Genomic DNA, 19999 nt, shown 5'->3' with positions numbered 1-19999 from the left:
CAGGCCCTCCCGCCGAGGTGGCCGGAATGGCCTGCCAGTCCTCGATCGGTTCTTGGCTGAGTGGAAATTCGCGGGTATTGATCGGCTCCATTGCGCTCATGCGAACAGTGCAGTCAGTCAGTCCGCTCATGTACGGCCGTGACGAGGAAATCAGTAGGCTGTCGCGATTAGTTCAGCACTCAATACAAACCGTCGCAACTATTTACTTCACCTTGAGCGTGAGATAGAACTGTTTTCGTAGGCGACCACATGGTCCGCCTCGAGTTCAGGAGATGATCCGTGTCCTACTTCAATGGTGAAGCCTCACACTGGCTGGCGGCCTCCCCCGCCGACGACGTCGACCCCGCACCGCTGCCACGAGAGAAACAAGATCTCGTCATCGTCGGCGGCGGACTGACCGGCCTGTGGTCGGCTTATTACGCCAGGCAGGCCCACCCCGATTGGGCGATCACCATTATCGAGGCCCGCCACATCGGCTACGGCGCCTCCGGCCGCAACGGCGGATGGCTCTCTACCCTGCTGCCGGGCAATCGCACCAAGTTCGCCGAGGCGGTCGACCGTGCCCGGAAGGACGATCCCACCGGGCCGGTCGGCTCGGCAGGGCTCGACGGCGTGGCCAGCGTCAGCGCATTCCAGTCCGCACTCTTCGACTCCATCAACGAGGTCCTCGACGTCTGCGAGACCGAGGGCATCGATGCCCACCAAGTCCGCGGCGGTCATATCGACATCGCTCAATCGGAGGCCGGCTTGTCCCGGCTGCGCGATCTTGAGGCCGGCAATGAGCAGTTCGGATACGGGCCCGAGGATATGCAGTTCCTCGACGCCGAGGCGACTCGTGCCCGCATCAACGTCGACGGGGCGCTCGGCAGCCTCTACTTCCCCGGTACCGCCGCCATCGATCCTGCACTGCTCACCCGGGGACTCGGCCACGTGCTCAGGGAACAGGGCGTGACCATCTGTGAGGCCACCTCGGCGAGGCATATCCGAAAGAATTCGGTCGCCACGGACCGCGGGCCGGTGCGCGCGGACACGATCTTCGTGTGTCTCGAGGGTTATTCGGACACGGTCGGCGGCGACCTGCCGGGCCTGCAGGGACGGCAGGTCATCCCGGTGTTCTCGTCGATGATCGCGACCGAGCCGCTGCCGGACGACGCGTGGGCGTCGATCGGCTGGGAGGGGCGCGAATGCCTCGGCGATACGGCGCACACGTTCATCTACGCCCAGCGCACGGCCGATGGCCGGATCGCGCTCGGCGGCCGTGGGGCACCCTATGCTTTCCGGTCGGGTCTGCCCGGTGACGGTGAGGTCCCCGCCGAGGTGGTCGACCTGTTGGCCGGGCGCCTGTCCTCGCTCTTCCCGGACCTCGAGTTCGAGGTTGCGCATGCCTGGCGCGGTGCGCTCGGGGTGACCAGAGACTGGTGCGCCGGCATCTTCTTCGACCCGACACAGCGCATCGGAGTGGCCCGCGGCTATGCCGGGCACGGGGTGACGGCGACTCATCTGGCGGCGAAGACCCTGCTCGATCGGGCCGCCGGGACATCGAGTCCGCTTACAGCGCTGCCGTGGAACGACCACTTCTCCGGACAGTGGGAGCCCGAACCGATTCGGTGGTTGGGCATCCGGTCGATGTACAAGATCTTCGGCCTCGCCGATGCGTGGGAGTCAGCGACCGGGGCGAAGAAGACAAGCTTGCTCGCCGGATTCGGTTCTCGGCTGGCTGGCCTGCACGAGTAGACAGGGCGGGGCTCCACCAGTCCTACCAGCTCCACCAGCTCGGTGAAACTGCATCAGCTCGGTGCAGGGACCAAGCCGGCGCAGTTTCACCAAGCTGGATATCGAAGCAAGGTGGAGCAGCGCATGGTGAACGCACGGCCGCCCCGGTCTCGTCTCGTGACCGGCTCATCCCGCACCCGAACGACAGGAGGACACTGACAGCATGACGGACACGCACCCTCGCATCTCCCCCATGGCCGCTTCCTACCCGGCGTCGAGCATCCGCAAGATGTTCAATCTCGCGCTCGACTTCCCCGACGCCGTGAAGCTGACCGTCGGCGAGCCGGACTTCACCACCCCGGAGCACATCAAGGCCGCGGGCATCCGCGCGATCGAGCACGACAACACCCGCTACGTCGCGAACGCCGGCATCCCCGAGCTGCGGGCCGCAATCGCGCGGAAGTACTCGACTCGGTGGAATCGCAGCATCGAGCCCGCGAACGTCATGGTCTCCTTCGGCGCGATGGAAGCACTCACCTTCGCCCTCGATGTCACCGTCTCCCCCGGTGACGAGGTCATCATCCCCGACCCCAGCTTCCCGAACTATCTGGGGCAGGTGCACCGCCTCGGCGGGGTTGCGGTGTCCGTTCCCGTCACCGAGGACAACGATTTCAAACTCCGCGCCGAGGATGTCCGCTCAGTGATCACAGCCAGGACCGCCGCCGTGATCATCAACAGTCCGTCGAACCCTTTGGGTTCGGTCATGGATCGGGCCGACCTCGAGCAGATCGCTGCGCTGGCCGATGAGCATGGGTTCACCGTCATCTCCGATGAGGTCTATGACGAGATGGTCTTCGAGGCGGAATACACCTCCATCGCCGAGGTGAAACCATCCACCGCCGAGGCGGGGGGCTGAGTTCGATCGGTTCCTGGCCATCGGCAGCTTCTCGAAGACCTATGCCATGACCGGCTGGAGGTGCGGTTTCGTCATCGGTTCGCAAGATTTCATCGCGCCGATGGCACTGTTGCAGGAGGGCCTGACCTCGAGTTTGCCCGGGTTCGTCCAGGAGGCCGCCGTCGCCGCGATTGAGGGGCCGCAGACCGCTGTCGAGGAGATGGTCGCCTCGTATGCCAGGCGGCGTGAGCTCATGGTCGAACGCATCAACGTCATCGAGGGCTTGAGTCTGCTGCGCCCTGCGGCGACGTTCTATGCCTGGGTGAATGTCTCCGAGTGGGGTTTGGACTCGTGGGAGTTGGCGACTCAGCTGCTCGAGAAGCACAATCTCGCGACGATCCCCGGTTCGGCCTTCGGCCCGGCCGGCGAAGGCTACCTGCGTCTGACTTTCGCGGTGTCGGACGAGACCATCAACACGGCGTGCGACCGGTTGGAGGCGTTCGCCGCAGCTCGATGAGCCTGCAACAACCTCATTCCACCGCGGCGAGCGCTGAATTCCAGCTTCCGTAGAACTTCCGGACGGCCGCGGCGAGGGAACCTCGCCCTTGTGCTCGGCGGCGTATTCGGTGTAAGCCTTGTAGGTCGCGGCGGTCCCGCGTGATTCGCAGTCGGCGAGGAATTCGGCAATCGCCTTGTCGTAGGCATCCGCGTCGAAGCGCAGCTGCCCCTTGGCTCGGCCGATCTTGTTCGTCGCCAGACCCGCCGCCTTGAGCGCTTCGTTCCAGGACCCGAACCTCTGCACCGCGGTCTGACTGGTCGGCGGCCAGATCGTCGCCCCCTGCGCCGAGGTCGCTCCGAGGCCGTCGAGCACCGTCTTGCGCAGTTTGTCGTACCGGCTGGCGGTCAGACTTGGGACCTCCGCCCGGCCACGGACGTACGCAACCGCCGCAGCCACCTCGGCGAGAGTGGACGTCACGGACGTCCCTGAGTTCTCGAGTTGGACGGTCAGCGCGGACTCCACCTCGGCGAGAGTCTCTCGGTCGGTGGGGCTGAGCTTGGCCGGGTCGGCACTCGCGGGGATCCCCGGCGCTCCGGTGGAATCGAGGCTGCGGGCGGTGATGAACAGCAGCGCACCGAGCACGGCCAGCGACGAGGTGTGGGTTCTCCCGGTATCAGACATTCACTCCATTGTACGTTTCAGATGGGGCACATCCGGTTTCAACCTCGGTACACGCAATCGTCTCCGACTCACGCAACTGCAAATAGTGTCGGTCCCGTGGCCAGAGATGGTGGCCGCGTACAGAAAATGATGCCCCTGAGATGCGGAGAAGATGATGCAGATGAAACGAGTTCTTGGAATTGGAACTGCCTCCCTGATTCTGGCTACGGCGAGCGTATTCGGCGGCACCGCCGCTCACGCCGGTGTGATGAAAGCCAGCCACACATATCACCCGACTCTGACACAGTGCGAGAAATATGTGCGCACGGCGGCTTCTGTCCACCGTCTCTTCGGATATCGGGTCGTCAAGGCGGAATGCGTCACGGTTCGACCAAGTCAGAAATACATGGGCGTAGTCACCTGGATTGTCTGAGCTAGGTCGGCTGCTGTTCCAGTACGTCGGTCGAGGATTTGCTCAGCCTGCCAGCAGCGCGAGCGATCCCGTGGCGATGAGCGTGGTCAGGGTCGTCCAGGCGATGATCGCGATGCCCTGCCACAGAAGGATCCACGAGGTCTTCACACCAGCGCCGACGAGGATCGTCGAGGTGATCTGAGTGGGAATCGTCAGCGGTCCGAGCAGGCTCGCACCGGGGACGCCGAACCGAGTGAGGAACTTCTTGAACTTGACCCGGCCCTTGGACTCGGGCTTCCCACTTTCACCGAGGTGGCCCTCCGTCGCCGTGTCACCGGCAGTGACATCGGACAGCTCCAGTCCGTCGGGGAGTGTTCCATCCGTGCTCGGGTCGGCATGTCCGCCTGCCCCTACGGCCGCGAGCTCACGCTTTTCGCTCTGACGATTCACGACGGCGCGGCGGGCGCGGGCGCCGAGGACCACGATGACGGTGACGCAGATGAAGTTGCCGATGGCTCCGGCGACTCCGGCGAGCACGGGGTTCATCCCGGCCCAGACGCCGATGATCGAGGAGATCTCACCCTCGATGAAGGGGATCGCCCCGGCGGCGGCGATGATGAACGGCTGAAGCAGGTCGGGAACCTGAGCGGCGAGACCTTGGACGAATTCGATGATGGGATTCATGGTGTCCTCCTGAACGTGATCGGCAGATCCCGGCCCGGAAGGACCGGATCTGATGGTTGATACGTTCAGTACAGACTGTGTTCTCAGAACAGGGTCAAGCCCTCATCGGCGAACCCAGCGAATCCTCAGCTCTCTTCCGCCGCGGCAACGTCCTTGATGAAGGCGATGAACCGCTCACGATCGGCATCGGGAATCTCGAGAGTCGGGAAGACGGAGATGAAGGCACGCTGGATGACGTCGATCTGCGCGTCGTTGTAGAGCTCGCTGATGGAGCCGATGATCGCGGCCTGCCCCATCTTCACGTCCCCGGTCATCCGATCGGTCGGCGCGAGGAGCCAGGGTTTCGCTTCGAGATGCTGCTTCATGCTCGGAGCGATCTGCTCGGCCAAGCGCGCACGGGTGGCGTCGTCGGCGTCCTCGGCGAGTTCGTCGACCTCCTGGTCATACGGTGTGGTCTCGGACATGATGGACCGCATCTCCGCGAGAGCCGATTCCTCGTACAGGGTCGAATAGATGTTCATCAGTCCGCGATCGGCACTCGACATCCGGGCGGCGATGTCGATGAAGCCTGAAGCAGTATCGATCGGCGCTCCGTGTTCGAGGAGCTGGAACACCTCGGTGCGTGCCTTTTCCAGGGCCGCGATCTGCTCACCGAGGTCGGACTCGAGCTGTTTGAGGGCGAGCTGCTGCTGTTCGTGATCGTCTTCGACCGCACCGATATCAGCCAACGGGATCCCGAGTTCGCGCATCCGCCGGATCTGATGGAGTCGCAGCAGGTGGGAAGCCCCGTACTGTTTGTATCCGTTGCTCATCCGTTCGGGCTCGGTGAGCAGCCCGAGCTTGTGATAATGCCGAATCGTGTTGACCGTGGTGCCGGTCAGCCGCGCCAATTCGCTCGTGCTCCATCCCACGGTCAGGTCCTTCCGCCGGTGCCGTGTCGATCGCGGATGCGCACCAGTCTAATTGGAACGGGCGCACAGGTGGAGCCGGATCGGAACGGCCACGTTCGGTACACGGGCGAACGGCCACCGCCGCGTCCAGATCCCGCCGGGCTCAGCGCTCGGCGAGCAGAGCCGCGAGACCGGTGATCCCCCCGACCCCGGTCGGTTCGGTCGCGGTCAGCGGCAGCTGTGCCAGCGGAACCGTCGGCACCGCGGACCTCAGCCGTGACACGTGTTCGTCCTCCCGTTGTCGTCTGTCCGCGAGGAACTCTCCGGCGTCGGCCGGCGAGCGTCGATTGACGACGATCCCGGACAGTTCGATGCCGATTCCGCCGAGGTCGGTGACGAGACCGAGCGTCTCGGCGACGGGCAGCTGTTCGGCGATGGTGACGATGAGGAACCCGGTCTGCCGTGAGTCGGAGATGGACCGCCTCAGCGCGGCGAAGCGATCGCGACGAGCCTGCAGCCTCTGCCGGAGTTCGGCATCCGGCGTCGGCGTCTCCTCCTTTGGGCTGACCAGGTGGCGGGCCGCGGCGGCGAAACGCTCGGACCGGTCGCGGTTGGACAGCAGCGTCTCCGCCCAATCTGTCAGACGCTCCGGCAGCGCCAGCAAGTGCAGGGTGTGGCCGGTCGGCGCCGTGTCGACGACGACGAGGTCGTAGTCGGCCGCCTCGGCGAGGATCGTCGCGATCCGCTCGAGCACCGCCGACTCGTGGCTGCCGGGAGCCGACCTGGCCGAGGCCAGATGCACCCGAGCCGCGCGGTGAGTGCTCTCGGGCAGCATCCGCGTCATCATCCGTTCGACTGAGGCGAAGTGTGCGTCGATCGTCGCTTCGGGGTCGACCTCGAGGGCATCGACGAATCCGCGCTCACCCGTATGGACCCGCCGAGGTTCGTCCGCGAGCTCCTGTCCCCAGATGTCGCCGAGGTTGTGCGCCGGATCCGTGGACACGAGCAGGACGCGTCCGCCGTCGTCGGCCCGGGCCATGGCCAGGCCCGAGGAGACGGTCGTCTTCCCCGTCCCGCCCTTGCCGCCGACGAACAGGCACCGGTGGTCGCGCGCGATGTCTAGCAGCATGCGATGTGGTCCAGGGGCGAACGGGGCAGCCCCATGCGGCGATGCCAGGCATGGAAGTTCTCCCACAGGGCGGGCATGAGCTCGGCCGTGTAGTAGGCCGCCGGGTCGGGTACCCCGAGCGCCTCGCCGAGGACGACGACGGTGAAGAAGTCGTCCTCGGCCTGCTGTTCGCGCTTGAGGGTCTGCCGGTAAGGGCCGACGTAGAACTCGACGAGTCCGTCCCGGAACGACGACCACCACTGCCCGAGACCACCCGAGCTCCCGGAATGCGACTGGGACATCGGCTCAGACGTTTTCTCGGGTCGCGACGAGCTTCTCGTCGGCGTCCGGGTCCTCGGGCGGTTCCGCCCATGCTCGCCGCATCGCCTGGATCGCTTCGATCGCCACCCAGATGCTGGCGATGATGATGACGACGTCGATGGCGAAGAGCAGCCAGTCCTGATTTCCCGGCGTGGTGAAGCTGACGAGCTGCTCGATGGCCGCCCAGAACGACATGACGAACACGAACACGAGCGGCACGAGGGCCGGTGCCGGGTTGCGCCGCTTGCGGATGAGGATGACGGCGATGATCGACAGCGACAGGGATGCCATGAGCTGGTTCGTCGTGCCGAACAGCGGCCAGATCCGCAGTCCGCCTTCTCCGCCGAGCCCCTGGGAGAAGGTGAGGCCGAGGCCGATGACGACGACGAGGAGCGTGGCCGGGACGTTCGTGATCTTGATCTTCACGGCATCGCCGACCTCTTGGATGACGAAGCGCAGCAGACGCATGCCTGTGTCCATCGTCGTCGCGGCGAAGAGCACCGCCATGGTCGCGAGCACCGTCGCCGACAGCGATGCCGGCAGACCGAGGCCGTGCTCCATGAGGGCGCCGCCGCCCTGGACGAAGGCACCGACTCCGCCTTCGCCGAAGGCCGAGTAGATCTCGTGCCACGCTGCGGTGGACTTGATGCCGCCGATGATGGCCAGCACGGTGCCGAGGGCGAGCAGCCCTTCGCCGACAGCCCCGAAGTAGCCGACGAAACGGGCGTCGGTCTCCTTGTCCAGCTGCTTCGAACTCGTCCCCGAGGCGACCATGCCGTGGAACCCGGAGATCGCACCGCAGGCGATCGTGACGAACAGCAGCGGCACCATGCTCGGGGTGCCCTCCGGCACGGCGGTGTTGATGGCGGGGGCGACGATCTCGGGCTTCGTCGCCGAGAACAGAGTCGCCGTGAGCACGGACCCGAAGAGGAGGATGAGTCCGATGAACAGCTGCACGCCGTTGATGTAGTCGCGCGGCTGCAGCAGGACCCACACCGGAAGCAGCGAGGCGATCGCCCCGTAGGCGAAGAGCAGGACGATCCAGAAGGTCGCCGGTCCCACGCCGAGGAAGTCATCGGGCAAGGCGACCGGAACATAGTTGCCGAGCACGATGAGGCCGTAGAGCAGGATGACGCCGACGATGGTGACGGGGATGAGCGGCACCCGCAGACGGTAGACGCAGACACCGACGATGAGCGCCACGCCGATCGCGCCCCAGGCCGGGATCACGGCAGACGGGGTGCTGATGAGCAGGTCCTTGATGACCACGGCGAAGGCCGCGATGACCATGAGCAGCAGCAGGAAGATGACGATGAGGAAGAGGTTCGCCCCGCGCTTGCCGATATAGCGCGCCGACAGGGCTCCGATCGACCGCCCCTTATTGCGTTCGGAGGCCCAGAGCGTCCCGAAGTCGTGCATGCCTGCGAAGAAGACGGTGCCCAGTGTCACCCACAGCAGGGCCGGCAGCCAGCCCCAGATGACGGCGATCGCCGGGCCGACGATGGGCGCGGCTCCGGCCACCGAGGTGAAGTGGTGGCCCCACAGGATGTACTTGTTCGTGGGCACGTAGTCGACCCCGTCGTGGAGTTCGTGCGACGGAGTGGTGAAGGAGTCGTCGAGCTTGAAGATCTTGCGTCCGAGGAACTTCGAGTAGAGGAGGTAGCCGGCGATGAGCATCGCCAGCCCGATGATCATAATCAACAGGGAGCCCATGAGGACCCTCCCTTCGGAGTCGAACGATGCTTCTGCGCATCGTCACTGCAGTTCTTCCCAGCATTTTATCAGCGCGCTCGAAGCTCTCCGTCAATACCGCCTCGGCGTCACCGGATTGAGACCTGCCGGCTGCGCATCCGCCACGGCCGACCCCTCTAGCCGCCGCACCGGAGACGGTATAGCGTGGCGACCGGGCACCGGCTTCCTGTGCCGGCGCCCTGAGATCTGATGACCGTCAACGAAAGGCGAAGTCAATGACCGATACGAAAATCAGCGCTTCGAGAACGATCGATGCGGCACCCGAGGACATCTTCGACGTCCTCAACAATCCGGAGCGTCACGCGCAGCTCGACGGTTCGGGCATGGTTGTCTCCGATGACACGAGCGATCGCATCACCAGGACCGGTCAGAAGTTCACCATGAACATGCAGTGGGATCAGATGGGCGGCGACTACAAGACCGACAACCACGTCATCGGCTATGAGGAGAACAAGCTGCTGGCCTGGAAGACCGCGCCGGCAGGCGAAGAACCTCCGGGCTGGGAGTGGGTCTGGGAACTCACGCCGCTGGGTCGGCACTCGACCGAGGTCTCTGTCACCTACGACTGGAGTGCGGTGACCGACAAGGAGCTGCTCAAGAAGATCAGCTTCCCCGTCGTCAGCGAACAGGACCTTGAGTCCTCACTCGGCAATCTCGCCGCAGCGGTCTCGCAGGACTGAACGCTGCCGGGCATCCGCTGGACAACCCTGCGGAGCGCCCGCTCGCTTCCGGCGGCCCTGAGCGAACTCACCGCAGTTCGCTCAGGGCCGCTTCCGCGCGCGCACGCCGATCCTCTATCGCCATCTCCCACCAGTAGTCGCCACGTTCGCCGAGCCCGATCTTCGCGGCGTTCACCCGCCGCCGGGCTTCGGCCAGATCGTCCTCCACACCCGCCTTCTTCGCTTTCCCGACAGCGTTTCGTGCCGCACCGAGATGGCTCTTGAGCTCCTCGACCACGCGCGGTTCCAGGCCCGGATCGGTTCGTCGCCACCTCCGCCCTGTGACGATCAGCCACTTCTCGTCATCGGTGTAGTCGTCCACGCTCATCCGAGGAAGACGCAGAACGGGTGGGCGGAGGGATCGGCGAAGACGTACAGCGGCTCGTCGTCATCGTCGGTGCGGTCGAGCAACAGCCGGGCACCCAAGTCCGCCGCCCGCTCACGCTGGCACTCGAGGGCATCCCGGTCCGACACCGGTGTCCCCCTCTCCCGTCTCGCAGGGTTCATCAGTACTCCAGCGGGGTGAGCACGGCGATCTTCCAGCCCTCGTCGGTCCGCACGAGCTGGTACATGTTCCGCTCGTCGGGGGGCACCTCCGTGGTAGGTCCAAGTGACGTCGGCCCAGATGCTGTGTGCGGTCGATGCAGCCACCTCGACAGCGGTGTCGACCTCATTGTTCTCATCCATAGGGCACAGGCTACTCCACGCCCCTGACTCCGACCGAGGGCCGTATCCTGGGACTGCCATGACTGATCAGCCGACGCCTGCGTCCCGCGAAGACCGCTGGCGCAGCCGTTTGGCCATACCGGTGCTCATCGCCGCACTCGTGTCGATTCCCGCCGTGTTCCTCTCCTTCCTCTCGGAGCCGTGGAGCGCCGCCGGCCGCATCGTCAATCTCCTCTCCGGGCTCGTGCTCGTGGGCGAGACGCTCATCCTCTTCACCGTCTCCGAGGACCGTGTCGCGTGGCTGCGCCGTCACCTGTGGCTCATCGTCCTCACCGTCCTCATCATCCTCGGCGTGCTCTTCGCCCTCGGGCCCGTGCAGCTCTTCCGCCTCATCCGCCTCATCGGTGCCCTGCGGATCCTGCGCACCGGGCGGATCATCAAGGCCGGACGGCTCCTGTCCCACCACGTCGACGGCCGGTGGAATCGCCTCGCGGCTCTCGGCGTCTCCGTCCTCGTCGCGATCTTCACCGCTGCGACGCTGGCGGATCCGACGTCGACGGTGCGCGGCCTCCTCCACGAGGTGCTGCCCTTCCGCTTCGGACCGATCGCCGTCGTCGCCTCCGGACTCGTGCTCGCGATCGCGACCTTCATCGTCCTCTTCGACCGCAGCTCACGCGCGGGCGCCCCAGACGAAGATGCCCGAGACGAGGACGACCGAACGACGACTGACGACGGTGAGCGGTGAGAGGATGTCTCCGTGCCCGAAAATCGACCGACCCCCACCGCCCTCCCCGCCGATTGGCGTGATGCCTTCGCCCCACTCGCCGCGGCGGCTCCGCACTCACACACGCCCGTGGCCTTTTGACTCGACGCAACTAGCAAAATCGTCGCTAGAGTTAAGACAAATACAGTAGAGCAATGGCCAGCTCATATCGCAGAACCATAAGGACAACCAAGTCGGTGTCGTGGCGGCCAGAACCGGAGGTTTGAACAGTGAATGATGTAGACCCGCTTGTCGACAAAGCGGTACGACTGTTCAACTTTCTTGCAAAAGCGCAGCGGCTCAAAGAGCGTCCCATTCGCGATGTGGAAAAATATAAACGCGATGGCATGGTCTATTGGTTAAACGAGCTACCAGCTCATTCGGCGGTCCAGTGGGTACAGGATGCCTCAGACCTGGGAGAACCGGTTCTGACAATAGACCGGCTGGAAAAAGCTGACCCCCCGGAAGTTCCCAACTTAATCAAGGATTGGGTAGACGGAGAGGGCCTTGCACCTGAAAAACGCCCCACCTTGCGCACTAAAATAGTCGATGGCACCGTCTACGACGAAGACGCAGACAGAATCGTCAACAAGATGGTGTCACTAGACGAGCGCCATGACGTTGCAGACGAGTACGTCCAATGGATCTCTCGCTGGGACGCCTGGGCAGAACAAGAGCGAGCTAACGCACCGGTACGAAAAGCGTACAAGGCTATGCACCGTGCGCATGTCACTTCCTCTCAAAACGCGGAGGAGTTTGAACTTGTCTTGGCACTAGGACTCTTGGCATGGAACAAAGAGCCCCATGAGCCAGTGCGACGGCACATGTTTTCAGTCAAGGTCTCAGTCGAGATCGACTCAAGAGACGGTTCGATAAGTCTCTCTTCTGACAGTGACGCCATTGGCCTGACTGCCGAGCTCGACATGCTGGAACCTTCAGCCTTTCCGACTAGAGATCTGCCAGCCCTGACTGAAGAACGCGCGCACAGCTTTTCGGCTCATCCGTTGAATAGAGAATCATTCGATGAGCTCGGAACCAGAACCATCTTCGCGCTTGATCCGGAAGGAAAATACCTGGATCAGCTGGAACCCACCACACTGGGCCCCTATCCCGCCTTGTCTTGGTCACCAGCGCTCATCCTCAGGAAGCGACAGAAAACCGGCCTGGCCCAGGCATTTGAAAAAATCGCGCTCGACATTGAAAGCGATAGTGCCGTCCCCTCCGGTCTGAAACCTCTGCTCGATCCGGGTGAGACTCCTGAGTCGCATTCAGACCCAAGCGATGGAGCGTTGCTCCACGTTGACGACGAGGTGTTCTCACCATTGCCTCTCAACAAAGTGCAAAGGCAAATCCTTGAGCGAGTCGATCAAAACGCCCAGACTTTGGTGCAAGGCCCTCCCGGCACTGGAAAGACCCACACAGCTGCGGCGCTCTTGTCACACCTTCTTGCCCAAGGAAAACGTATCCTCGTTACCGCTCATACAGATCGTGCCCTTCACGAAGTCGGGCAGAAACTTCCAGGGGAAATTCGCCCTCTTGCCGTTTCAGTAGTCGGCTCAAGTCGATCCGACATGGCTCAGCTTCGGACCGCCGTGGACACTATTTCACGCAATTCGACTGAGCATGATCCGACTAGCGCCAACGTGAAGATACAGAAGTATCTAGTCGAGGTTGATGATCTCCGTCAACAACGACAGGCGCTAAATGGGACTTTGACAGAGTCCAGAGAAAGCGAAACCACTCCACATACTGTCTCCGGGTACTCGGGGACTCTTGCGGAGATATCTCAAGCTCACGCCAGAGACGCGAATCAATTCGAATGGATCGCCGAGTATCTTGATGGTTCCGAACCTGCTGGCCAGCTGACAATCTCTGACGCTGAAGCCAAAGAATGGCTACACTGCGTCCAGGATCAAAATATTGCCGAATTCTCGCAGATCCGACACCTCCGATCTTTGGATATCGCTGCCCTTCCCAGTCCAGAACAATTTTTTGAAATCATCGGTTCGATCCAACAGGCCGAGGCACGCTTTCAACACTACGCGCAGACAAGGACTTACGCTTCTTGGGAGCCACTTCTAGCCTGCACCATGTCCGATCGAGATAATCTTCGAAATCGACTCAGCAAGATCGCGGAAGTTCATCACCGGACTTCCCAACTTCAGGCGACCTGGATATCCGCCGCAGTTCAGGATATGCGGGCAGGAATAGTCGATGTATGGGCAAGCAGGAAAGCCGACGTTGAGAATCGAGTTCGCTTCGTAGAAGAACGTATTGGAGTGCTCGGCGCAGACTTCAGAGCTGAAGTTTCCGGCGATCCAGACACCCATCTGCAGTTCGCCCATGCACTGCGCGAATACGTTGCTAACGGCAGCGAAATAAAGACCCAGATTGACGGTTCTGTCAAGATTGGCGTCTTCTCACCCGGAATCGTTAAAAAGGCGCGCCCCTTCCTGGAAAGCGTCCGAATAAACGGGCGAGCTCCCGCTACTTTGCAGCTCATCGACAAATTCATCGCATACCAAGAGGCATTGCTGGCACTGGAACGCTTGGATAGGAGCTGGCCTACTGGCACCAATATCCCACCAGAAGACACACTCGTCGAACGAGTCGCCTGGCACAGAACTCAGGTTCAGATGCTGAGTCAGGTTCTGTACCTCCGAGAACACTTGAACAGCGTTGATGCCTTTCTGCGAGAGATAGCCGTTCCGCCCATTAACTGGTCTGACCTGGGCCAGGCTCAGGCTTACCAACTGGTGGCCGAGGGCGCCACAGCATTTGAGGAACTTCAGAACGCACAGAGGCCTCTCAATGATCTAAAAGACACCATTGAAGAGGTAGCCAAATGGAAAGATTCCGTCCAATGGATTCCGAAGTTACTTGAGGCGGTAGAGGCTCAGTCGCACGACCGCTATTCCGCGGCCTACCTCGAAGGTAAAAGACATTCCGAAATCCACCGTGATTCGATTCGCGCAAACGAGCTTCAGGCCAAGCTGGCTGCCACTCATCGCACTCTTGTAGAAGCCATTCTTAATGACAGGATGAACCCCATTTGGTTGGGACGGATTTCCAATCTGCACTCGGCGAACGCCTGGGCACGAACCGGCCATTGGTTACGTAACCAAGACAGTCTCGACGTCAATAAGCTGCAGGCACAAATTGCTCAAATTGAGCAGCGGATACAAAGTATCGCTGAAGCGGTGGCTGCAATGCGGGCGTGGAACCAGGCGGTCAGCAAGGAACGCCTGAGCCCAAGCGCTAGGGCCGATTTGACCCAGTACTCGCAGCTCGTTCGAAAACTCGGCAAAGGTACGGGCAAATACGCGGCACAGCAACGGGCTGAGATCCGAGAAGCTCTCGACCGTTGCCGGCCGTCAGTTCCGGTCTGGATCATGCCTATCTACCGCGTCATTGAACAGCTTCGAATCAGCGAGAACATGTTCGACGTTGTACTGATCGACGAAGCTTCTCAAGCAGGGCTAGAAGCCTCGTTCCTGCAGTATCTGGCGCCAAAAATTGTCGTGATTGGAGACGACAAACAAGTTTCACCGGCGGCAGTAGGAGTTGATCAACAAGCGCTTCGTGATCTCGCTGACCAGTATCTGCACGATGACAGGTACAAGGCGTCCTGGCAGGATCCCGCGCGATCGCTATTCGATGAAGCTCTCATGAGATATGGCGGGCAATTAACTCTGACCGAACATCGTCGCTGCGTACCTGAGATCATTCAGTTCTCAAATAGAATTGCCTATGAACCCAATGGCATCCGCCTTGTCCCCGTCCGGCAGTTTGGTGCAGATCGAATTGAGCCTTTTGTCGTGACGCGGACACCTCACGGGTTCGAAGAAGGTGCTAGCGGCAGCAAGATCAACCGAGCTGAGGCCCGGGAACTCGTCGACACGATCAAAAGTTGTCTGCAAGACCCTCAATACGACGGCCGCACGTTCGGTGTCATCGCGCTTGTAGGTACGGCCCAATCGAATTACATCGAAGGACTATTGCTCGACGAAATCTCTTCCGCTGACTGGGAGGAACGCCAGCTCCAAGTCGGTTCCCCACCGGACTTCCAGGGTGCAGAACGAGATGTCATATTCCTCAGCATGGTCTCGTCAGTCGAACCAGGCAGACGTCTTGCACCGCTGACGAAGGAAATGAATGTGCAGCGCTACAACGTTGCAGTTAGTCGCGCGAAGGATCAGGTATGGCTCTTCCATACTTTGACAATCAACGACTTGAATAACGAACAAGATCTTCGCTATCAGCTCCTGGAATATGCATATGGAGTCCAGAAGCGCGGTCGAGAACTTGAAGGAGAACAAACTCCTCTCGTGCCCGACGATCACAGAATCGAAGGGTTTGACTCACTGTTCGAGCAACGAGTTTACAACCGTATTGCCGATCGCGGTTTTACAGTTGTCCCGCAGTACGAGGCCCAGGGTTATCGGATCGATTTGGTCGTCGTAGGTGCTAATGGGCGCCTTGCTGTCGAATGCGACGGCGACCGGTGGCATGGGCCGGAAGCCTATGCTCGCGACCTGGCGCGGCAGAGGGATCTCGAACGCTGCGGATGGAACTTCTTCAGGGTCCGCGAGTCCTTGTTCTACGCAGACCGGGCGGCAGCCCTTTCACCTTTGTGGGAGCTCCTTGCCGACCTTGAAATTCGCCCTTTCGATATCTTCGAGCAGACGGAGAGCGCCGAATCAGAAGCAGTTGAGGGCGATCAGGGATTGACTCATTCATTCGCACGACCAGAGCAGAGTCTCAGCAAAGAGGCGAGTCAAGAAGGGCAAGAAGCAGACCTCAGGATCGCCCAATCGCCTGCCGAAGAACATCCTCAGCTCCCTCAAAAGCGCGCGTTATCAGATTTTGATAGCGACAACCTCGTCGCGGCTGGGCCCTATCCATCAGTGACTTCCGAGCAATTGGGACTTTTCTCAGAAGATGAAAGTCGTGGAGGCACAGAAGGTGCGCACGTAGCGATTCCGCCTCCACCACCTGCTGCACCAAATTCTGAGCTCATCGTTCGAGAGAATCGCGCTGTCGCGGAGATGGAATTGGACCTTCAATCTGCCCCAGCTGAGGTACAACTCGAATCTGATCTCGATCTACTTGAGCCATACGTTGAGTACTCAGGTTCCAACCGACCAATAAGTTCAGCAACGAGTGATGAGATCATCGATGGGCTGTTGAATATCGTCGAAATTGAAGGCCCTGTTACCGGTTCTCGCCTACAACGGGCGTACGTATTGTCATCGGGCGGTCAAAGAGTCGGCCGTGCGATCGCCAAACAATTAAACGTGGCTCTCACCCAAGCGATTAGATCCAATCGGTTGCTTGCCGAGAATCCATTGAACCAAGCGGGGGTCAAGCCAAGAACTTACCGCATCAGCAGTCAGCCAGAAATTAAGTTGCGCAGTCTCGGTCCCAGGAATCTCGATGAAGTTCCTCCGACTGAGCTTGCTGCCGCAATGGAGCTTGCTCAGTCACATTATGGAGCCACCAGCGACGATGACATCATGCGATACACATTGTGGATCTATGGACGAAAATCTCTCACGCAGACCGTTCGAGAAACTCTGGCTCCGATCCTGCAGCTGCAGAGTGAGCTTCTGAGTTGATCCCCGCTAAAGCCGACCCCTTCGAACAATTGAATAGGAGGAATCAAGATGACTGACGATATTGAGTTTCTACTCAAAGAGATTCTCCTCGAGCTACAGGAAGTGAACTCGAATCTTTCCGGCCTCGATAGCAAGGCGTGGAGCATCGAATACGATGTGGACCAGATCCGCGGCAAGATTGATGACCTGTCGTTTGAAAATGACAGCTAGCTGCTGATTTTCCACCCACGTCACCGTCCAATGAGAAGATGGCTGGGTGCCCGAGTCCCAGCCCGCAGCCGGTTCCGCCCTCCCCGCCGATTGGCGTGATGCCTTCGCCCCACTCGCCGCGGCGGCTCCGCACTCGCACACGCCCGTGGCCCTGGGATTCGAGCTCGTCCAGGTCATCCCCCGCACATGGTTCGAAGCCCAGCACTCCGTCGTCCTCGACAAAGATGACGTCACCCCGGGTGCGAACCCGAGCCTCGCGATCCGCCCGCTCATGCTCAGCGAGTCCGGCAACTGGGTGAAGAAGTCCCTGTCCTGGCGCACCATCGACCGCATGGCCCGCCAGTTCGACATCGACCCGGCCCACCAGGAATGGTTCACCCAACTCGCGGGACTGCGCACCCGCGGGAAGACCGACTTCACACCCGATGGGGCGCCGTACCACCTCGTCGATTTCCGCACTCCCCTGCTGTGGGATCACTTCACGCAGGGGAAGAAGCTCGGCATCGAATTCGTCGGCATCAATCCGGATATGACCGTCCGCATCGGGCACAACGCGAAAGCCGCGATCGACATCCGCCGCAGCCGGAACCGCCTGAACGTGCAGACACGGGCGACCATCGACGAACGCGAATACGCCCCCGGGCTGATCAAACCGATCTGGACGCACGGCTTCTTCGGCATCGACGTCACCAGCGGTTTCACCGTCACCCTCGCCCCCGCGGAGACCCCGACGAAGGAATCCGCGCTGCCCGTGCTCCAGTCCCCCGGGCCGATCACGATCCCCGCGGCCGAGGCCGAAGAGTTCTTCGAGGAGTACTACCCGCAGCTGCGCTCCAGCGCCGAGGTCATCAGCAGCGACGCCACCGTCGCCTTCCCGCAGTACGGCCGGCCCCGCCTCGTCGTCTTCGCCGCCTTCGGCGCCGGCGACAAACTCTCCTTAAGCTGGTACTGGGAATACCAGGGCCCCCGCCGCACCTTCCCCGTCATCGATCGATTGAGGCTCAGCGCCGCCTCGGCGAGGGAATACGCGGAGCAACGCGAACTCGACTTCGAAGATGCCGTCGTCACCGAGGTCGACAAACTCCTCGCCGACACCCACGAAACCGGCTCCGCCCTGCCGACCATCAGAGACGTCGAACTCGACGACGCCGACACCGCGGATTTCGTCGTCAACGTCCTGCCCGGACTCGAAGAGATCGAGCACGTCAAGGTCATCACGCGCGGGAAGAAGCAGCCGTACCGGGAGCTCGGCGGGGAACCGAACGTGAAGATCACCTCGGTCGAGTCGGAGAAGAACGACTGGTTCGACCTCGGCTTCCAGATCAGCATCGACGGCCACCCGGTCCCCTTCGTCAAGCTGTACAAGGCGCTGGCGGCGGGGACGAAGAAGATCAAACTCTCCGACGATTCGTTCCTGTCGCTGAACAAGCCGATCTTCGACAAGCTCAAAGCCCTCCTCGCCGAGGCGGACCTCATCCCCGAATGGGAGCCCGGAGCGCCGAAGATCTCCCGGATGCATGTGGGTCTGTGGTCGGATTTCGAGGACCTCGCCGACGAGTCCGAACCGGCCGTGACCTGGAGAGACTCGGTGCGCGCCCTGGCCGACCTCGAGCACCTGCCCGCCACCGAAGTGCCCGACCTGAACGGCGCGACCCTGCGCCCATATCAGGTGCAGGGCTTCCGGTGGTTGGCGCTGCTGTACTCGTGCCGGCTCGGCGGGATCCTCGGCGACGACATGGGCTTGGGCAAAACCCTGCAGACGCTCGCGCTCATCAAGCACGCGAAAGCGGACACACCCTTCCTCGTCATCGCTCCCACCTCAGTGGTCCCGAATTGGGTGAAGGAGGCAGCCTCCTTCACCCCTGACCTCGACGTTCGTGTCATCGCCGAGTCGACGCGGGCGCGTGGGGTCGACCTCGCCGAGGTGGTCGACGGTGCAGATGTCATCGTCATGTCGTATGCGATCTTGAGGTTGGAGGAGACCCCGATCTCGCGGATGGAGTGGGCGGGGCTCATCCTCGACGAGGCGCAGTTCGTGAAGAACTCCACCGCACAGACCCACCTGGCGGCGAAGGAGGTGCGGGCACCGTTCCGCTTGGCGCTGACGGGCACTCCTCTGGAGAACTCGCTCAAGGACGTGTGGTCGCTGTTTTCGATCACGGCGCCCGGACTGTTCCCGAGTCCTCACCGGTTCGAGGAAGAGTACGTGCGTCCGATCGAGTCGGGTGAGAATCCGGGACGGATGCAGCGTCTGCAGCGGCGGATCCGACCGTTCATGATGCGGCGGACGAAGGATCTCGTCGCCGCAGACCTGCCGGAGAAGCAGGAACAGGTCATCTCGGTCGAGCTCAATGCCGCGCACCGCAGACTCTACGATCGGATTCTGCAGAAGGAGCGGAAGAAGATCCTCGGCTTCATCGACAGCGAATACGACAAGCAGCGGTTCATCGTCTTCCGGTCGCTGACGCTGCTGCGGATGCTCGCGCTCGACCCGTCGATCGTCGATGCCGAACATACTGAGGTGCCGTCGTCGAAGTTGGCCGCGCTCCTGGAGCGGCTCGACGATGTCATCGCCGAGGGCCACCGGTCGATCGTGTTCAGCCAGTTCACGTCGTTCCTGGCCAATGTCGCCGCGGACCTCGACGCTCGCGGGATTCCCTATGTCGTCCTCGACGGGTCGACGCGCAATCGCGGGGCGGTGGTCGACGCGTTCCGATCCGGTGAGGCCCCGGTGTTCCTCATCAGCCTCAAGGCCGGTGGGTTCGGGCTCAACCTCACCGAGGCGGACTACGTCTTCCTCATGGATCCATGGTGGAATCCCGCCTCGGAGAATCAGGCGATCGACCGGGCGCACCGGATCGGGCAGACGAAGAACGTCATGGTCTACCGCTATGTTGCCGAGGGCACGATCGAGGAGAAGGTGCTCGCTCTGCAGAAGCGCAAGGCCGAACTCTTCGACGAGCTCATGTCCGACTCCGGCACGTATCAGGGCCGCGGCCCGGACGGCCAGGCGTTCAGCCAGACCGTGACCGCCGCGGACATCAAGGGGCTGCTCGAGGGGTAGGGGCCGTAGGCACATGCCCCGTCAC

Annotated in this window: 17 protein-coding genes and 1 pseudogene; 9 read left to right on the top strand and 9 right to left on the bottom strand. The window is 61.9% G+C overall.

Annotation, left to right across the window (positions count from 1 at the left end):
* The first annotated feature begins 279 nt into the window (after positions 1-279).
* The 3 genes from LJ362_RS01185 to LJ362_RS01175 all read left to right on the top strand — a co-directional run bounded on the left by LJ362_RS01185 (position 280) and on the right by LJ362_RS01175 (position 3125).
* Positions 280-1734, top strand: a complete 1455-nt coding sequence (locus tag LJ362_RS01185; protein ID WP_264800353.1) for an NAD(P)/FAD-dependent oxidoreductase — start codon at positions 280-282, stop codon at positions 1732-1734.
* A gap of 202 nt (positions 1735-1936) precedes the next feature.
* A complete protein-coding gene (locus LJ362_RS01180) occupies positions 1937-2629 on the top strand; it encodes a pyridoxal phosphate-dependent aminotransferase (protein ID WP_264800352.1) in 693 nt (230 codons plus the stop codon).
* A 46-nt stretch (positions 2630-2675) separates the two neighbouring features.
* Positions 2676-3125 (top strand): pyridoxal phosphate-dependent aminotransferase, encoded by a 450-nt coding sequence (locus tag LJ362_RS01175; protein ID WP_264800351.1) that lies wholly within the window; start codon positions 2676-2678, stop codon positions 3123-3125.
* Between the two features lie 267 nt (positions 3126-3392).
* Here LJ362_RS01175 and LJ362_RS01170 read toward each other — a convergent pair.
* Positions 3393-3788 (bottom strand): annotated as a pseudogene (locus LJ362_RS01170) (multidrug transporter); the annotation flags it as partial.
* 151 nt (positions 3789-3939) lie between these two features.
* Between LJ362_RS01170 and LJ362_RS01165 the strand changes: the two are divergent.
* Entirely contained in the window at positions 3940-4200 is a 261-nt protein-coding gene (locus tag LJ362_RS01165; RefSeq protein ID WP_264800350.1) for a hypothetical protein, read from the top strand.
* 42 nt (positions 4201-4242) lie between these two features.
* Here the strand turns inward: LJ362_RS01165 and LJ362_RS01160 are convergent, their stop codons facing one another.
* From LJ362_RS01160 to LJ362_RS01140, 5 genes are all read right to left on the bottom strand, one after another.
* Positions 4243-4863, bottom strand: coding sequence for a small multidrug efflux protein (locus LJ362_RS01160; protein WP_264800349.1), 621 nt, complete (start codon positions 4861-4863; stop codon positions 4243-4245).
* A gap of 125 nt (positions 4864-4988) precedes the next feature.
* Complete coding sequence (locus tag LJ362_RS01155; RefSeq protein ID WP_264800348.1) at positions 4989-5774, bottom strand: MerR family transcriptional regulator; 786 nt, start codon at positions 5772-5774, stop codon at positions 4989-4991.
* 142 nt (positions 5775-5916) lie between these two features.
* Positions 5917-6882 (bottom strand): ArsA family ATPase, encoded by a 966-nt coding sequence (locus tag LJ362_RS01150; RefSeq protein ID WP_264800347.1) that lies wholly within the window; start codon positions 6880-6882, stop codon positions 5917-5919.
* Positions 6873-7163: a cory-CC-star protein gene (locus LJ362_RS01145; protein WP_025777499.1), complete on the bottom strand. Its 291-nt coding sequence runs from the start codon at positions 7161-7163 to the stop codon at positions 6873-6875. Before LJ362_RS01145 ends, LJ362_RS01150 begins: the two co-directional genes overlap by 10 nt.
* Positions 7164-7167: 4 nt before the next feature.
* A complete protein-coding gene (locus tag LJ362_RS01140; RefSeq protein ID WP_264800346.1) occupies positions 7168-8895 on the bottom strand; it encodes a carbon starvation protein A in 1728 nt (575 codons plus the stop codon).
* Between the two features lie 254 nt (positions 8896-9149).
* Between LJ362_RS01140 and LJ362_RS01135 the strand changes: the two genes are divergently transcribed.
* Positions 9150-9614, top strand: a complete 465-nt coding sequence (locus tag LJ362_RS01135; protein WP_025777497.1) for an SRPBCC family protein — start codon at positions 9150-9152, stop codon at positions 9612-9614.
* Between the two features lie 67 nt (positions 9615-9681).
* Here LJ362_RS01135 and LJ362_RS01130 read toward each other — a convergent pair whose 3' ends face one another.
* Genes LJ362_RS01130 through LJ362_RS01120 form a run of 3 tightly spaced genes read right to left on the bottom strand, consistent with a single transcriptional unit; the run spans position 9682 to position 10327 of the window.
* Positions 9682-9981, bottom strand: coding sequence for a biopolymer transporter Tol (locus LJ362_RS01130; protein ID WP_264800345.1), 300 nt, complete (start codon positions 9979-9981; stop codon positions 9682-9684).
* Positions 9978-10160, bottom strand: coding sequence for a VOC family protein (locus LJ362_RS01125; RefSeq protein ID WP_320109140.1), 183 nt, complete (start codon positions 10158-10160; stop codon positions 9978-9980). Before LJ362_RS01125 ends, LJ362_RS01130 begins: the two co-directional genes overlap by 4 nt.
* Positions 10160-10327, bottom strand: coding sequence for a hypothetical protein (locus LJ362_RS01120; protein ID WP_264800344.1), 168 nt, complete (start codon positions 10325-10327; stop codon positions 10160-10162). The genes LJ362_RS01125 and LJ362_RS01120 overlap by 1 nt, the downstream gene beginning before the upstream one ends.
* 71 nt (positions 10328-10398) lie before the next feature.
* Here LJ362_RS01120 and LJ362_RS01115 point away from each other — a divergent pair, with 71 nt between their 5' ends.
* The 4 genes from LJ362_RS01115 to LJ362_RS01100 all read left to right on the top strand — a co-directional run bounded on the left by LJ362_RS01115 (position 10399) and on the right by LJ362_RS01100 (position 19974).
* Positions 10399-11064, top strand: coding sequence for a hypothetical protein (locus LJ362_RS01115; RefSeq protein ID WP_264800343.1), 666 nt, complete (start codon positions 10399-10401; stop codon positions 11062-11064).
* A 248-nt stretch (positions 11065-11312) separates the two neighbouring features.
* Positions 11313-16700 (top strand): AAA domain-containing protein, encoded by a 5388-nt coding sequence (locus LJ362_RS01110; RefSeq protein WP_264800342.1) that lies wholly within the window; start codon positions 11313-11315, stop codon positions 16698-16700.
* A 48-nt stretch (positions 16701-16748) separates the two neighbouring features.
* Complete coding sequence (locus LJ362_RS01105; RefSeq protein ID WP_264800341.1) at positions 16749-16910, top strand: hypothetical protein; 162 nt, start codon at positions 16749-16751, stop codon at positions 16908-16910.
* Positions 16911-16956: 46 nt separating this feature from the next.
* Positions 16957-19974, top strand: a complete 3018-nt coding sequence (locus LJ362_RS01100) for a DEAD/DEAH box helicase (RefSeq protein ID WP_264800340.1) — start codon at positions 16957-16959, stop codon at positions 19972-19974.
* The last annotated feature ends 25 nt before the right edge of the window (positions 19975-19999 follow it).

Origin of the sequence: Brevibacterium sp. JSBI002, assembly GCF_026013965.1 — a bacterium.
Taxonomy (GTDB): Bacteria; Actinomycetota; Actinomycetes; order Actinomycetales; family Brevibacteriaceae; genus Brevibacterium.
The sequence above is the reverse complement of the archived record's forward strand: the minus strand, read 5'-3'. Positions and strand labels throughout refer to the sequence as shown.

Coding starts and splice junctions, on each gene's coding strand:
- LJ362_RS01130 (WP_264800345.1), bottom strand. CDS start 9,981: ATGAGCGTGGACGACTACACCGATGACGAGAAGTGGCTGATCGTCACA.
- LJ362_RS01145 (WP_025777499.1), bottom strand. CDS start 7,163: ATGTCCCAGTCGCATTCCGGGAGCTCGGGTGGTCTCGGGCAGTGGTGG.
- LJ362_RS01150 (WP_264800347.1), bottom strand. CDS start 6,882: ATGCTGCTAGACATCGCGCGCGACCACCGGTGCCTGTTCGTCGGCGGC.
- LJ362_RS01180 (WP_264800352.1), top strand. CDS start 1,937: ATGACGGACACGCACCCTCGCATCTCCCCCATGGCCGCTTCCTACCCG.
- LJ362_RS01175 (WP_264800351.1), top strand. CDS start 2,676: ATGACCGGCTGGAGGTGCGGTTTCGTCATCGGTTCGCAAGATTTCATC.
- LJ362_RS01105 (WP_264800341.1), top strand. CDS start 16,749: ATGACTGACGATATTGAGTTTCTACTCAAAGAGATTCTCCTCGAGCTA.
- LJ362_RS01115 (WP_264800343.1), top strand. CDS start 10,399: ATGACTGATCAGCCGACGCCTGCGTCCCGCGAAGACCGCTGGCGCAGC.
- LJ362_RS01135 (WP_025777497.1), top strand. CDS start 9,150: ATGACCGATACGAAAATCAGCGCTTCGAGAACGATCGATGCGGCACCC.
- LJ362_RS01125 (WP_320109140.1), bottom strand. CDS start 10,160: ATGAACCCTGCGAGACGGGAGAGGGGGACACCGGTGTCGGACCGGGAT.
- LJ362_RS01165 (WP_264800350.1), top strand. CDS start 3,940: ATGATGCAGATGAAACGAGTTCTTGGAATTGGAACTGCCTCCCTGATT.
- LJ362_RS01120 (WP_264800344.1), bottom strand. CDS start 10,327: ATGAGGTCGACACCGCTGTCGAGGTGGCTGCATCGACCGCACACAGCA.
- LJ362_RS01160 (WP_264800349.1), bottom strand. CDS start 4,863: ATGAATCCCATCATCGAATTCGTCCAAGGTCTCGCCGCTCAGGTTCCC.
- LJ362_RS01140 (WP_264800346.1), bottom strand. CDS start 8,895: ATGGGCTCCCTGTTGATTATGATCATCGGGCTGGCGATGCTCATCGCC.